The 15,689-nt window shown below is 35.7% G+C and carries 14 protein-coding genes; all 14 read left to right on the top strand.

All coding sequences use genetic code 11. The annotated features are described in order from the left end of the window. Window positions 1-70 precede the first annotated feature (70 nt). The 14 genes from KQI71_RS09285 to KQI71_RS09220 all read left to right on the top strand — a co-directional run bounded on the left by KQI71_RS09285 (window position 71) and on the right by KQI71_RS09220 (window position 15,678). Window positions 71-709: a ClpP family protease gene (locus KQI71_RS09285; protein ID WP_216435647.1), complete on the top strand. Its 639-nt coding sequence runs from the start codon at window positions 71-73 to the stop codon at window positions 707-709. 145 nt (window positions 710-854) lie between these two features. Then, the gene (locus KQI71_RS09280; RefSeq protein ID WP_216435645.1) at window positions 855-2,342 is read left to right on the top strand and encodes a 4Fe-4S dicluster domain-containing protein; all 1,488 of its coding nucleotides are present in this window, start codon (window positions 855-857) and stop codon (window positions 2,340-2,342) included. Between the two features lie 153 nt (window positions 2,343-2,495). Next, complete coding sequence (locus KQI71_RS09275; RefSeq protein ID WP_216435643.1) at window positions 2,496-4,964, top strand: DNA translocase FtsK; 2,469 nt, start codon at window positions 2,496-2,498, stop codon at window positions 4,962-4,964. 14 nt (window positions 4,965-4,978) lie between these two features. Further along, on the top strand, window positions 4,979-6,649 hold the full coding sequence (locus KQI71_RS09270; protein WP_216435641.1) for a formate--tetrahydrofolate ligase: 1,671 nt from the start codon (window positions 4,979-4,981) through the stop codon (window positions 6,647-6,649). A 13-nt stretch (window positions 6,650-6,662) separates the two neighbouring features. Beyond that, the gene (rimO, locus tag KQI71_RS09265) at window positions 6,663-8,000 is read left to right on the top strand and encodes a 30S ribosomal protein S12 methylthiotransferase RimO (RefSeq protein WP_216435640.1); all 1,338 of its coding nucleotides are present in this window, start codon (window positions 6,663-6,665) and stop codon (window positions 7,998-8,000) included. Beyond that, the gene (pgsA, locus tag KQI71_RS09260; RefSeq protein WP_216435639.1) at window positions 7,984-8,526 is read left to right on the top strand and encodes a CDP-diacylglycerol--glycerol-3-phosphate 3-phosphatidyltransferase; all 543 of its coding nucleotides are present in this window, start codon (window positions 7,984-7,986) and stop codon (window positions 8,524-8,526) included. Before rimO ends, pgsA begins: the two co-directional genes overlap by 17 nt. A gap of 6 nt (window positions 8,527-8,532) precedes the next feature. After that, window positions 8,533-9,783 carry a competence/damage-inducible protein A gene (locus KQI71_RS09255; protein WP_216435638.1) on the top strand — a complete coding sequence of 417 codons (1,251 nt, stop codon included), beginning with the start codon at window positions 8,533-8,535 and terminating at the stop codon, window positions 9,781-9,783. A gap of 113 nt (window positions 9,784-9,896) precedes the next feature. Beyond that, complete coding sequence (gene recA, locus KQI71_RS09250; RefSeq protein WP_216435636.1) at window positions 9,897-10,958, top strand: recombinase RecA; 1,062 nt, start codon at window positions 9,897-9,899, stop codon at window positions 10,956-10,958. Beyond that, the gene (locus KQI71_RS09245) at window positions 10,955-11,554 is read left to right on the top strand and encodes a regulatory protein RecX (protein WP_216435635.1); all 600 of its coding nucleotides are present in this window, start codon (window positions 10,955-10,957) and stop codon (window positions 11,552-11,554) included. Before recA ends, KQI71_RS09245 begins: the two co-directional genes overlap by 4 nt. 147 nt (window positions 11,555-11,701) lie before the next feature. Further along, window positions 11,702-12,295, top strand: a complete 594-nt coding sequence (locus tag KQI71_RS09240) for a zinc dependent phospholipase C family protein (protein WP_216435633.1) — start codon at window positions 11,702-11,704, stop codon at window positions 12,293-12,295. Between the two features lie 167 nt (window positions 12,296-12,462). Beyond that, window positions 12,463-13,317 carry a C39 family peptidase gene (locus KQI71_RS09235; protein ID WP_216435631.1) on the top strand — a complete coding sequence of 285 codons (855 nt, stop codon included), beginning with the start codon at window positions 12,463-12,465 and terminating at the stop codon, window positions 13,315-13,317. A 137-nt stretch (window positions 13,318-13,454) separates the two neighbouring features. Further along, the gene (locus tag KQI71_RS09230; protein ID WP_216435629.1) at window positions 13,455-14,291 is read left to right on the top strand and encodes a hypothetical protein; all 837 of its coding nucleotides are present in this window, start codon (window positions 13,455-13,457) and stop codon (window positions 14,289-14,291) included. A 228-nt stretch (window positions 14,292-14,519) separates the two neighbouring features. Next, window positions 14,520-14,972: a hypothetical protein gene (locus KQI71_RS09225; protein ID WP_216435627.1), complete on the top strand. Its 453-nt coding sequence runs from the start codon at window positions 14,520-14,522 to the stop codon at window positions 14,970-14,972. Window position 14,973: 1 nt separating this feature from the next. Beyond that, a complete protein-coding gene (locus tag KQI71_RS09220) occupies window positions 14,974-15,678 on the top strand; it encodes a hypothetical protein (RefSeq protein ID WP_216435625.1) in 705 nt (234 codons plus the stop codon). The last annotated feature ends 11 nt before the right edge of the window (window positions 15,679-15,689 follow it).

Below are 15,689 nucleotides of genomic sequence, written 5' to 3'. Positions count from 1 at the left end.
TTTCGGTGGAAGAGACTAAAAAAGGAAGCAATTTTGCTTCCTTTTTTTAGATCACGGAGGTTTTAAAATCATGGAAGAAGAACAAAGAAAAGAGATTCAGGAATATGGAACGATGGATGAACATGGAATTCATGTGATGACGATCATTGGGGAAATCGAAGGACATCAGGTTGCATCTCAGAATGCTAAGACGACGAAATATGAACATATGATACCAATACTTGCAAAAGTAGAACAGGATGAAAAAATCAAAGGAGTGCTGATTTTAATTAATACGATTGGCGGAGATGTAGAATGTGGGCTTGCATTGGCAGAAATGATTGCATCATTAAGCAAACCAACAGTGTCTCTTGTCCTTGGCGGCAGTCATTCGATCGGTGTTCCGCTCGCAGTGGCAGCAGATTATTCATTTATTGTAAAAAGTGCTACCATGATGCTTCATCCGGTAAGAACAGGTGGAACTTTTATTGGTGTGATTCAAAGTTATCGAAATCTTGAAAAGATTCAGGATCGAATCACTGCATTTATTAGCGATCATTCTTGTATGTCACAACAAGAAGTAGAAGATAAAATGCTCGCCATAGGCGAACAGATCAAGGATGCAGGTACTATTTTAACGGGTGAACAAGCGGTAGAATGCGGACTAATTAACCAGCTTGGAGGTATAAAAGATGCATTCCAAAAAATAACGGAATTATGCGGATTTTAACGTTATTTTAACAAAAAATTTGTATAAAATTATGTACATGCAATTTATGCAAAAAATACAAAAAAAGCATTTAAATTTCTACTCTTTTAGTGTAAAATAATATAAAGAATTGTTTTTTATTTAACAAACATTAAAGGAGGATGTCATGCGAGGAATAGAAACGCCTGTACGCACAGTACGGAAACAGGTATTTAAAGAAATTGCAAAATTTGCTTATGAGAATAAAGACCTTAATAAGATTGAGGATCTGCCGTACAAGATTGTTCCTGGAGAAATTGCAAAATATCGTGACAGCGTTTACAGAGAACGTGCAATTGTCGGAGAACGAATTCGTCTTGCAATGGGAATGTCATTAAGACCGGCAGATAAACCTGCGAGAATTACAAAAGGCATTGATGAAAGTAATATTTCAGAAAAATATTATGAGCCGCCACTTCTCCAGGTGATTCCATCAGCCTGCAATGCATGTAAGCAGAAAGCCTTTATGGTCGGCGGAGAGTGTCAGGGATGTATGGCCCATCCTTGTATGGAAGTATGTCCAAAGAAAGCAATCAGCTTTGTTGATGGATATTCTTATATTGACCAGGATAAATGTATTAAATGTGGTCAGTGTAGAAAAGTCTGTCCATACGGCGCTATTCATGAAAGAAGAAGACCTTGTGAGGTTGCATGCGGCGTCGGTGCGATTGAGAATGATTATGCAGGACGTGCCTATATTAATCCGGATAAATGTGTTACTTGTGGTATGTGTATGGTTAGCTGTCCATTTGGAGCCATTGCTGATAAATCTCAGATTTATCAGTTGATCAAGTCAATGAGAGAAGGAAATAAAGTAATTGCGATTCTAGCACCAGCTTTTGTTGGGCAATTTGGACCGAAGGCAACACCAAATAAAATTAAAGCGGCGCTTCTTGATCTTGGATTTGCAGATGTATGGGAAGTTGCAGTTGGTGCAGATGCAGGGGCTCTGGAAGAAGCAGAACATTATGCAAAGGGAGTTGCAACAGGAGAAGTTCCATTTTTGTTAACTTCCTGTTGTCCATCTTGGTCTATGCTTGGAAAGAAATATTTTCCTGAAGTGATTGATCAGATTTCTAACGCATTAACACCAATGGTAGCAACAGCAAGAGCCGTCAAAGATGCAGAGCCAGATGCAAAGATTGTCTTTGTAGGCCCATGTGTAGCAAAGAAATTGGAAGCATCCAGAAAGTCTGTACGAAGTGAAGTTGATTTTGTTATTACATTTGAAGAACTTTCTGCAATGTTTGAGGCAAAAGAGATTGATTTTAATACCTATGATAAAGAAGAGGAATTAAACGATGCCTTTGGAGCAGGAAGAGGATATGCCGTAGCTGGTGGCGTTGCTGGAGCAATTGAGGCATGTATTAAGGAATATTATCCAGGTACTGAAATTAAAATCGATCATGTGGAAGGTCTTGCAGAATGTAAGAAGATGTTACTTCAAGCGAAAGCTGGAAGAAAGAATGGATATCTGATTGAGGGAATGGGATGTCCGGGCGGATGTGTTGCAGGAGCAGGAACGAATATTCCAATTGTAAAAGCAGGAGCACAGGTTAAGAAATTTGTGAAAGAAGCAGATGATTTTATTCCACCAAAAACAGCAAAATATTAAAAAAATAAAGAAATGAAATAGGGCAGTCAGAAATGGCTGTCCTATTTTCATTATGTCAGGGCTTGCGTATTTGGAAATTTAATTGTAAAATAGGTAAATAGTATGAAAAATTATAGGGGTGAAACATACGCAAGACAGAGAGGGAAAAATTCTATGGCGGCAAAAAGAACAAGAAAGAGAAAAACATCGGACAAAAAAAGTCAGGCAAAACAAAAAGACTTTGAGGCATTTTATAAAGAAATTGCGGTTTTGATTATGTTTGCCCTGTTTCTTTTTTTATTTTTAAGTAATTTTGGATGGTGTGGAGATATCGGAGATACAATCAGTTCTGTTTTGTTTGGTGTGTTTGGCACAGTTCAGTATGTGATTCCTTTGGTTGGCTTATTGCTTTCTTTGTTGTTAATTTCCAATGACTTTAGTAGTCTTTCCATGAAAAAATGTGTTTTTTCTATATTACTTTTATGTATGATAGCAACTGTTTTTCAAATGTTTCACTGTATTACATTAACAGACTTTGGTAAAGCATTTATCAATGGAAGTAAATACAGAGAAGGTGGAGGTGTTATTGGGACAGGAATTTGTTCTATCTTTTATAAAGAAACAGGAATTGCTGGGACAACGGTTGTTGTTCTTTTAATATCGATTATTTCCATAATTTTGATTACGGAGCGATCGTTATTTTCATTTTTACGAAAAGCAAGAAAATTAGCACTTTTTCTCAAAGTTGTTTGTGATAGACAAACTCAGAAATTAAGAGAAGATTTTGTAAAAAGGCGGGAGATAGCAGCAGAACAAAGGAAACAAAAAGAAGAAAAACCTAAAAAGTCAATGGCTAAAGGAAGGACGAAACTTCAAGGAAGAAAGAAGCAAAGAAAGACAAAGCAAGAACCTCAAAATGTTGGGAAGCTTGAGTTTCCGGATTTTGATCTTGGAAGACCAAGACCTGCGGATGCACAGCCGATGAAAAGGCAGCATACGAAACCGGAAACAGAATTTGATTTTTCACTTCCGGAGGAGGAAGAAAAGTTATTTGAGCCAAAAGTGTCAGATGCAATCATTCCTTCTGGTATGGAGCCAGAACGGAAAAGAAAAACGAGAGCAGAAAAAACATCTGTCACAAAAGTGCAAAACACAGGATCTGCAAAAAAAGATGGAACTTATGTATTTCCACCAACTTCGCTTTTACATAAAGGAAAGAATACTGGAGGAACAAATCAGAAGGAATTAAAACAAACGGCTTTGAAACTTCAGCAGACGCTTAAGGATTTTGGCGTGAATGTGACCATTACAGATATTAGCTGTGGCCCTTCGGTGACAAGATTCGAATTGCATCCGGAACAGGGAGTGAAAGTTAGTAAAATTGTTGGTCTTGCGGATGATATTAAATTAAGTCTTGCAGCGTCGGATATTCGAATGGAAGCTCCAATTCCTGGAAAATCAGCCATTGGAATTGAGGTTCCGAATAAAACAAATGAAATGGTAATGTTTCGTGAACTGATTGAGAATGATGAATTTAAAAATTATCCTTCGAATATTGCATTTGCGGTAGGAAAGAATCTGGCAGGACAGGTAATTGTCTCAGATATTGCAAAAATGCCTCATCTTTTAATTGCAGGAGCAACTGGATCTGGGAAATCGGTTTGTATCAATACACTGATTATGAGTATTTTATATAAGTCGAAACCGGAAGATGTCAAATTGATTATGATTGATCCAAAGGTTGTAGAATTAAGCGCTTATCAAGGTATTCCACATCTGTTGATTCCTGTTGTTACAGATCCAAAACAGGCATCCAGTGCTTTAAACTGGGCGGTAATGGAAATGGGAGAGCGCTATAAGAAATTTGCAGAAGTGAATGTTCGTAATTTAAAGGGTTATAATGACAAAGTGGAAGAATCCATAAAGAATGGAATGGAAGGTGAAGATTTCCAAAAACTTCCACAAATTATTATTATTATTGATGAGCTTGCAGATCTTATGATGGTTGCTCCAAGTGAAGTAGAAGATGCTATTGTTCGATTGTCTCAGCTTGCAAGGGCAGCTGGGATTCATTTGGTCATTGCAACACAGAGACCATCGGTAAATGTCATTACTGGATTGATCAAGGCAAATGTGCCATCAAGAATTGCATTTTCGGTATCTTCTGGTGTAGATTCTCGTACAATTATTGACATGAATGGTGCGGAGAAGCTGCTTGGAAAAGGAGATATGTTATTTTATCCTTCGGGATATCAAAAACCGATTCGTGTACAAGGTGCTTTTATCAGTGATGAAGAGGTCAGTGATGTTGTTTCATTTTTGAAAGAACATAATAGCGTACAGGAAGAAAAAGGTGTGTATGGATCAGATATTCAGGAAAAAATTCAGACAGCGGCTGTGAAAGCTGCATCGTCTGCAGAAAGAGATGAATATTTTGAAGATGCAGCAAAATTTATTATTGATAAAGACAAAGCATCGATTGCAAGCCTTCAGAGAGTTTTTAAAATCGGATTTAACCGGGCAGCTCGATTGATGGATCAGCTTTGTGAAGCAGGAATCGTCGGCGAGGAAGAGGGAACGAAACCAAGAAAGGTCCTTATGAGCCAGGAAGAATTTGAACAATATAAAGAAGAATATTTATAAAGAAAGGGTACATTATGAAGACAGATATTGAAATCGCACAGGAAGCAGAATTAAAACCAATCAAAGAAGTTGCAGCAAGCATTGGAATCAAAGAAGATGATCTTGAATTATACGGAAAGTATAAAGCAAAGTTTGAATCTGGTTTTATGGATGAAGTGAAAAACAATGAAGATGGGAAATTGGTACTTGTAACAGCAATTAACCCAACGCCAGCTGGAGAAGGAAAGACAACAACAAGTGTTGGTCTTGCCCAGGCATTAAATAAACTTGGAAAGAAATCCATTTGTGCTTTAAGAGAACCATCTCTTGGACCTTGCTTTGGAATTAAAGGAGGGGCAGCAGGAGGAGGATATGCACAGGTTGTCCCAATGGAAGATTTAAATTTACATTTTACTGGTGATTTTCATGCAATTACATCAGCAAACAACTTATTGGCAGCAATGATTGATAATCATATCCAACAGGGAAATGCATTAAATATTGATACAAGAGATATCGTTTGGAAACGATGCATTGATATGAATGATCGTGCATTAAGAAATATTGTGGTAGGTCTTGGACGTAAAGTTGATGGTGTTGTAAGAGAAGATCATTTTGTGATTACTGTAGCATCTGAAATTATGGCAATCTTATGTCTTGCAAATGATATGGAAGACTTAAAAGAACGTTTAGGAAGAATTATTGTTGCCTATAATATGGATAAGGAGCCAGTAACAGCAAAAGATATTAATGCGGTAGGTGCTATGGCAGCATTATTAAAAGATGCATTAAAACCAAACATGATCCAGACTTTGGAGCATACACCAGCATTTGTTCATGGTGGACCATTTGCTAATATTGCTCATGGATGTAACAGTGTTCAGGCAACAAAACTTGCATTAAAACTTTCTGACATTGCAATTACAGAGGCAGGGTTCGGTGCAGATCTTGGTGCAGAAAAATTTATGGACATCAAATGTCCAATGGCAGGATTAAAACCAGATGCTGTTGTTCTTGTAGCAACAGTACGTGCATTAAAATATAATGGTGGAGTTCCAAAAGATCAGTTAGGTGTAGAAAATATCGATGCTTTAAGCAAGGGAATTGTAAACCTCGAAAAGCATATTGAAAACCTGAAACAATTTGGTGTACCGGTTGTTGTTACATTAAATCAGTTTGTAACAGACAGTGAAGCAGAATTGAAATTCATCCAGACATTCTGTGAAGAAAGAGATTGTGATTTTGCATTATCACAAGTTTGGGAAAAAGGTGGAGAAGGTGGATTAGATCTTGCGAAAGCAGTCCTAAAGACACTGGAAAATAAAGAAAGCAATTATAAACAGCTTTATTCTTATGATGCAAGCATCGAAGAAAAGATTGAAACAATTGCAACAAAAATTTATGGAGCAGATGGTGTTGTTTATACACCTGCAGCAACACGTCAGAAAAAACGCCTGACAGAGCTTGGATTTGGTAATCTTCCAATTTGTATGGCAAAGAACCAGTATTCTTTATCTGATGATCCAAAGAAACTGGGACGTCCTAGTGGATTTGATATTACGATCCGTGAAATTTATGTCAATGCAGGGGCAGGATTCCTTGTAGCATTAACTGGTGATGTTATGACAATGCCAGGACTTCCAAAGAAACCGGCAGCAGAAGGTATTGATGTGAATAAAGAAGGTGTAATTACAGGATTATTTTAGGGGTTAAATAGAAATGAAAATACTTTTTATATCATTAGGTTGTGATAAAAACCTGGTAGACAGTGAGATGATGCTTGGTCTGCTGACAAAAAACGGATATACTTTAACAGATGATGAAACACAGGCAGATATTATTGTAATTAATACTTGTTGTTTTATTCATGATGCAAAAGAAGAAAGTATCAATACGATACTTGAAATGGCACAGTACAAAGACCAGAACCTAAAGGCTCTGGTCGTTGCTGGCTGTCTTGCAGAACGTTATAAGGATGAGATTTTAGAGGAAATTCCAGAAATCGATGCAGTTCTTGGAACGACTAGTTATGATGCAATCGTTGATGCGGTCAATGAAGCATTAAAAGGACAATCCTATGAACATTATGAAAGCATTGATTATTTGCCTGATAATTCTAAGGTGGATCGTGTGGTAACAACAGGAAGTCATATGGCATATTTAAAGATTGCAGAGGGATGTGACAAACGATGCAGTTACTGTATTATACCAAAGATTCGTGGGCATTTTAGAAGTGTTCCAATGGAAGAATTGCTAAGAGAAGCAGAAAGTTTAGCACAACAGGGAGTAAGAGAACTTGTCCTTGTAGCTCAGGAAACAACACTTTATGGAAAAGATCTAACTGGAAAGAAAGAACTGCCAACTTTGATCCACAATTTATGTAAAATTGATGGAATTGAGTGGATTCGTTTACTTTACTGTTATCCAGAAGAAATCAACGATGAATTGATTGAAGTGATTAAGACAGAAGAAAAAGTTTGTCATTACATTGATATGCCAATTCAACATAGTGAAAACAGGATTCTTCAAAGAATGGGAAGACGTACATCAAGAGAAGATCTTGTAGCAGTGATCCAGAAGCTTCGAAAGGAAATTCCAGATATTGCAATTCGTACGACGTTGATTACAGGATTCCCTGGAGAAACACAAAAAGATCATGAGGGGCTTTTAGAATTTGTTAAAGAATGTCGCTTTGAACGTCTTGGTGTTTTTACGTATTCACCGGAAGAAGGAACACTTGCAGCAGAATTTGAAGATCAAATTCCAGAAGAAGTGAAAGAAGAACGCAGAGATGAGATTATGACGTTGCAGCAAGAAATTTCCTTTGAGCATACACAAGAAATGGTTGGAAAAGTAGTCAAAGTTATGGTAGAGGGATATTTATATGAAGATGATATCTATATTGGAAGATCTTATATGGATGCGCCAAAAGTAGATGGCTGTGTTTTTATAAATTCTCAAGAAGAACTGATGACAGGAGACTTTGTATATGTTAAAATTACACAAGGAAGAGAATATGATATGATAGGAGAAGTGGATTATGAATTTACCAAATAAGTTAACCATTTTAAGGACATTAATGATACCGGTTTTTTTATTTTTCCTGATGACGAATGTCGTTGGACCTTATAGTAAATGGATCGCAGTCATTGTCTTTATTGTTGCAAGTCTTACAGACTTTTTAGATGGCCATATTGCCAGAAAGTATAATATGGTAACAAACTTTGGAAAATTTATGGATCCTCTGGCGGACAAATTACTTGTCTGCTCTGCAATGATCGCTTTGGTTGGAATGCATCGTTTATCTTCGGTTGTAGCGATCATTATCATTGCAAGAGAATTTATTATCAGCGGATTTCGTCTGGTAGCTTCTGACAATGGTGTTGTTATTGCAGCAAGCTACTGGGGAAAATTTAAGACAAACTTCCAGATGTTCATGATCATTATGTTGATTATTGATTTAGGAACAAAGACAGCGGTTATTATTGAAAATATTTTAATTGTAATTGCTGTTGCGCTGACAATTATATCCTTGATTGATTATTTAGTGAAGAATAAACAGGTATTATCAGAAGGGAAATAAACATTTATGACAGCAGAAATTATTTGCGTTGGAACAGAAATCTTACTAGGAAATATCGTAAATACAAATGCTGCTTACTTATCAGAACGCTTAGCCTCTTTAGGCATAAGCGTTTTTTTTGAAACAACAGTAGGCGATAATCCACAAAGATTAGAGGAAGTTATTCATACAGGATTGAAACGGTCAGATATTTTAATTCTTTCAGGTGGACTTGGACCGACAAAAGATGATTTGACAAAAGAAATCGCAGCAAAAGCCTGCGGGCAGAAATTAATACAAGATGAAAAGGCATTAAAGAAACTGAAAGATTATTTTGCAGAAACAAAACGTCCAATGACAGAAAATAACTTAAAACAGGCAATGGTTCCGGAAGATTGTACCGTGCTTTACAATGACAACGGAACAGCACCAGGTATGATCCTTCATGCATCGGAAGGGAAAAAAGTTGTTCTTCTTCCAGGACCTCCAGCAGAATTAATCCCAATGTTTCATAATCAGGTAGAACCAATCTTAAAAAAATTACAGCCTGGAATTCTTTATTCTAAAGTAGTAAAAATAGACTGTATGGGAGAAAGTGCTGTAGAGACAGAAATTCTTGATCTTATTGAAAAACAGACCAATCCAACCGTTGCTCCATATGCAAAAACAGGAGAAGTTCATTTAAGGGTTACTGCAAAAGCAGAAACAGAAGAAGAAGCAAAAGAGCTTGTAAAACCAACCGTGGAAGAGTTAAAAAGACGATTTGGTTATAAGATTTATACGACAGAAAGTGATGTAACATTAGAAGAGGTTGTGGTAGAAACTTTGGCAAAAAGAAATTATACGATTGCGGCAGCGGAGTCCTGTACGGCTGGTTTATTTACTGGACGTCTTGTGAATGTGGCAGGAGCTTCTGATGTTTTAAATGAAAGTTTTATTACCTATGCAAATGAGGCAAAAATGAAATATCTTGGAGTCAAAGAAGAAACTTTAAAAACTGTCGGAGCTGTTTCAGAGCAGACCGCAAGACAAATGGCGGAAGGTGTGACAAAAACAGCTGGTTCGGATGTCGGTGTTGGAATTACTGGTCTTGCAGGTCCGGGGGGAGAAACAGAAGAAAAAAAAGCGGGGCTTGTTTATATTGGTGTTTCTATTCACGGAGTAACAAAAGTAAATAAATATCAATTGAAGGGAAATCGCCAGAAAGTACGAGAAGCAGCAGTTAGTCGTGCTATGACGATGGTCCGTCTTGCTCTGAAAGAGGAAAATGAAAAATAATCGAACAAACATTCACACGAACACTTGTTTTTGCCTGCGTGTTATGATATACTGAGAATACGAATTGATAGAGAATATTTTATTTTGAATATAAAAGGAGGCTCGTTTTTTTTATGAAGCAGGAAGAAAAATTAAAAGCCCTTGATGCGGCTCTTGTAAAAATTGAAAAGGATTATGGAAAAGGGTCTGTCATGAAACTCGGTGATTATCAGGCGGATCGTACCATTGATGTGACTCCGACAGGTTCTATTAGTCTTGATATTGCTCTTGGTGTCGGAGGAGTCCCAAAGGGACGTATTATCGAGATTTATGGGCCAGAGTCTAGTGGTAAGACAACAGTTGCTCTTCATATGGTAGCAGAGGTGCAAAAACGTGGTGGAATTGCTGGATTCATTGATGCAGAGCATGCGCTTGATCCAGTTTATGCAAAAAATATTGGTGTTGATATTGATAATCTTTATATTTCACAGCCAGATACGGGAGAGCAGGGACTTGAGATTACAGAAACTATGGTAAGATCTGGAGCTGTGGATATTATTATTGTTGACTCTGTCGCAGCACTTGTTCCAAAGGCAGAGATTGATGGAGATATGGGAGATTCCCATGTTGGTTTACAAGCTAGATTGATGTCACAGGCATTGAGAAAACTGACTGGTGTTGTAAGCAAATTTAATTGTACGGTTGTCTTTATCAATCAGCTGCGTGAAAAAGTTGGTGTCATGTTTGGAAATCCTGAGACAACAACCGGTGGACGTGCATTGAAGTTTTATTCTTCTATTCGTTTGGATGTGCGAAGAATTGAAACATTAAAGCAGGGTGGAGAAATGATCGGAAACAGAGTTCGTATTAAGGTAGTGAAAAATAAAGTAGCACCGCCATTTAAACAAGCAGAATTTGATATTATGTTTGGAAAAGGAATCTCAAAATTTGGAGATATCCTAGATCTTGCAGCAGATGCAGATATTATTCATAAAAGCGGTGCATGGTATGCATATCAGGATGAAAAAATCGGACAAGGAAGAGAAAATAGTAAAAAATATTTGGAAGAACATCCAGAGATTGCAAAGACAGTTGAACATGCCATCCGTGTACACTATGGATTGATTGATGAAGAGGAAGTAAAAGATGAGGCTTCTTCTGAAACAAAAGAAACAGATAAGGCTCAGCAGAAATGATTTTGACGAGGCTGGAAGAAGCAGGAAAAAAGCAGGTAAGGGTATTCCTTGATGAGGAGAGTTTTTGCCTGCTTTATCAAAACGAATGTCGTAAACTTCATTTAAAAGAAGAAATGGAAATTACACAGGAAGTATTTGAGGAACTTCATGAGATGCTTTTGCATCGTGCAAAGTTAAAAGCAATGTCACTTTTAAAATATTGTGATCGAACAAAGAAAGAATTGCAGGAGCGTCTTCTTAGGTTGGAATTTCCAGAATTTATTATAGAAGAAGCAATTTTATATGTGGAGTCTTATGGATACATCAATGATGAAGAATATGTGAGAAAATATTTAGAGTACAGAGGGAGTAACAAGAGTCGACGACAAATTTGCCAAGAATTAAAGCAAAAAGGAATTGCAGATTGTTTGTTGGAATATGCTTTTGATACATTGGAATATGATGAAGATTATATTTTAAGAACCCAAATAGAGAAAAGAATTCGACAAAAAGGTCCGATCACAAGGGAAAATTTTCAAAAATATTATGCTTATTTCGCCAGGAAAGGATTTCCTGGAGGACATATTGTTCAGTTATTAAAGGAATATCAACAGTAAAATCATACGATAATATTAAGAAAATCTAAAAAAAATATAAACAATAGAAAAATTCATTGATAATTGTCTGAAAACGATATATAATCCGAAATGAAGGGTGTAAGTAAATAATGAACAGACAATTACCAAGAAGGAGTATTTGTTTATATGAGAAAGAAATCACATATTTCACTGGCTGGACAGATTATGGATTCACTGGAATTAGGAGATGTTTTTGATTACAGGCTTCCGTTTTATGTAGGAAGTATCTGGCCGGATTGTAGGCCTTCTTTTGTAACAACGCCCCATAAGTTTGATGTAACTTATGAAGATATCGAAAAACAGCTGAAGAAGTTTATTGCCACATATAACCCAGAGCAGGGAATGAATATGAGAAACTGTGCAAAACTCGGAGTGATCATTCATTATATGGCAGACTACTTTACGTTTCCGCATAATAGTCATTATGATGGAAATGTCAAAGATCATTGTTATTATGAAAGAGATTTAAAACATGCAATGAGAGCCTTCCTTAAGACACAGGAGGCAGCAGAAATTAAAGAAAATGTTGCCGCATATGATTCCGTAGAAGAACTATCTTCTTATATAAGAAGCATTCATAATAGTTATATGGAATTTAAACACAATGTCCAGGAAGATATTCGTTATATCGTATACGTGTGTACGACCGTTGTAAAAAGTGTACTGAAGATGGTAAAACAGGCATTTCAGCCAATTACTACGGCAATTCAGTATGTATAAAGAAACAACAAGAGAAGAATCAAGGGAACAGAAAGAAATTTCTGTTCCTTTTTTATGTTTTTAAGGATTAAGAGCGGGTATTAAAAGATATGTTCTTATTTTTTCTGCCTATAGGATGAAAAATTTCCTTAAAATGGGGATAACTAAAGAAGGAGGTTTTTTATTTTATGATGAGAAGAAAAAAGGAACATGGAATACGAAAAGTTTTGTTTTTATTCTTTTTTATTGCCTTGCTTCTTTTTGGATTGGAAGAAGCTGCTTATCGGCAGTATCTGAAAATGAATCAAGTGGGTACAACAAAGGCAGTGAATTATAGCATAGGAAAGAAAAATCAAATGCAAAAAGATCATAAAGCATCTTTAGAGATGAGAGCAAAGAAAGAAGAAATTTCTTTCAAAGATTATCCACAAAAATTGAAAGATCTTTATAAAAAAAATCCAGAGGCCAGACAATTTGTTTTAAATTATCCAGGAGAAAAGAAAAATATTGGAAAAAATAAGGCAATTCATTTGGAAAAATATACGAAAACTCATAAAGTGCCACGATTATTGCAATGGGATTCAAGATGGGGATATGAACCCTATGCTGGAGCATACATTGCAACTTCAGGATGTGGACCAACTTGTCTTTCTATGGTTGCCATTTATTTAACTGGAAATCCGAAATATAATCCACGCTGGATGGCAGAGTTTTCAAAGAAAAATGCATATTTTGTGAATGGACATGGATCCAAATGGAGCTTAATTTCACAAGGAGCCCGACAACTGGGGTTACAGGCAAAGGGAATTTCTAAAAATCAACCAAATAAAACTATAATAAAAAAATTAAAAGAGGGATATCCGATTATCTGTGTTGTTGGTCCTGGAGACTTTACAGATACTGGCCATTTTATTGTTATGAGCGGATATCAAGATGGAAAAATTAAAGTTGAAGATCCTTATAGTAGAAAAAATAGTAAAAAGTTATGGAATCTGGATCGACTAAAGTCACAAATAAAAAGCATGTGGATTATGAGTTTGTAATAGTTATATTTAACTTTATTATTACAATGCGATATACTGGCTATTAAGAATTCCACATAAAGTAAATAGATGTAGATTGCTGCTTTTAGCTTTCGTAGAATTTGATACAAAAGAATTTTATAGTATAGGAGAAGTTTATGATTTATCTGACGGAATTAAAAAAACAAATACAAAGAAAACAACTTTGGATGATTTTCCTCTTTTTTCTTTGTGTTGTTTTTTTTGACTTTTATTTGACTTGTAAGTATTATCAGGGAAAACCATTATCACAAATACCTTCTGCAAGTGATGTCATTATTATATGGAATAGTTATGATGGTTCCATAGGAGATCTTTTTTTTCGTAGTTTTATTTTTATTTTGATTATTTGTCTTATTGGGTCTGACACTTTTTATTTAGAAAAAGAGGCAGGATTGCAAAATTTTATCTTTACGAGAATATGTCGGGAACATTATATTTTAGCCCAGGCAGCAGCAGTGATGACGGTTGTGTTTGGAATTACTTTTCTTACGATTGTAGTTAGTCAAATTCTTGCATGCATGGCATTTCCGATTCAAGGATATACGGTGCGTGACCTTATTGCTTATAATTCTTTGCTTAAGACACCAGGCTATGTGTTGTCAGGATTAAGAGCAGTCTCTCCATATTTAAATAATATTGTTTATGCATGCTTGTGGGGAATGGTAGCAGCAGTTTTTGCGCTATTTTCGTATGCCTTGGGATTTTTATACCATGCAAAACGGTACGTTCTTTTATTGGTACCAGCAATTATTTTTTTAGTTTATGATATTTTAATTTCAGAACTATTATCAAAATTTTCGGGAAATTTTGTTTTAGAGGCGTTAGACATTAATCTTTTGACGAGAAATGGTGTTGGAAGTGGATTTGTCTATGGTGGTATTTTATTTGTATTAACAGGGATAAGTTGTTTGTTTATATGGAAAGGCTTGCGTGATGATCAGAAATTATTATAAAAAACATATTGCTCTTGGGGTTTTATTTTTTGTGATTGTATTTGGACTTGTTTTTATAAACTTAGAAGGCACAAGTCATGATTTTTATTGGATCTTATACAATCGTTCTTATGCGACAATTTTATATATTCCATTGTTTTTTGGTGGAATGATATGGCTTTTCTCTGATTTTTTTTTTCAGAATGTATGGTTCGATATGTTACAAAAATCAGAATGCTGGAAAAATATATGGAACGAATCGTTCTTTTTTCTTTGTATTATGCTGGTTTATTTTTAACCGCAAATTTGTTTTTGCAGGAAATTTTAAAAATTCCCATTTTTCAAATAAAGAAAAATATTGGAATGGATTGTATGATTCTTTTTTTCTTGCAAGTCATTGGATGGTGTCTTCTTGGACTTCTATTTTTTCTATTGTTTTTGTGGATCCGTCATTTTGCAGTAGTATGGGGAGCTCTTGTTGTTTTCTTGGTGTTGCTCACAAGTTTTGGAGAAACTTTTGCCGAATCGTCTATCGTTCGATATGTGGTTAGTCCGTATCATATGATGTATCAGTATTCGCTTATGAAATCGCAAATGATTCCTTTGAAAGTTTTTATATTTGCAGTGATTTTTTGCTGCCTTTTGAGTATTATCATATGGTTATCATTAAAAAGCAGAGATATGTTAATGAGAGGGGAATAAGATGAAACGAAAGTTTTTTTTGCTTGCTATTTGGCTTGCTGCTTGTTGTTGGTTATTATCAATTGAAATGGCAGGATCTAAATTATCTTTTTCAGAACAGTTTGCGGAAACCTATGGAGTCATTATTTTAAATTCCAGTGCTGAATTTCTAGCTTCTTTTATCCGTTGGATTTTGCCGCAGGTGATTTTCTGTGAATTTCTTGGAAACATAGTAGAAGAAGAATTATATACCGTGCTTCCTTATATTTTGACGAGAACTAATCGAATAAAAAAATTTTGGATGAAAGTTTATGGAAAATTAATTTTAATTACGAGTGGTTTTGTAATATGGTATTTGCTATGTTTTCAAATGATTACAGCTATCCAGACCTCAGGGAAAAATGATCATCATTTTATGATTATGATCTTATGGGGAATATATCAGGTTTTATGTGTTGTATTGGTAAATGCGTGGACTGCATATTTTCCAACGATTTATGGAATATCAGGTCTTTTTTTGGCAGAACTATTTTTCTGGTTTTTGCAGAAATGTGCAGAGAGTGGGCTGATTTTGAAAGAAATTTCTTATGTTCTTCCTGTTCGTTCTGTTTGGTTTTCGAATGGAAGTGAGCAGATGCCGAAAGAACTTCGTGGAATGATTCTATTCGCTTTGTTTATTTTAGCCGTGATTGTATTTGATATAAAAAGGAAAAAAGATATTTTATAAAGGGGAAACAT

Origin of the sequence: Anaerostipes sp. MSJ-23, from assembly GCF_018918155.1 — a bacterium.
GTDB lineage: Bacteria > Bacillota > Clostridia > Lachnospirales > Lachnospiraceae > Anaerostipes.
The sequence above is the reverse complement of the archived record's forward strand: the minus strand, read 5'-3'. Positions and strand labels throughout refer to the sequence as shown.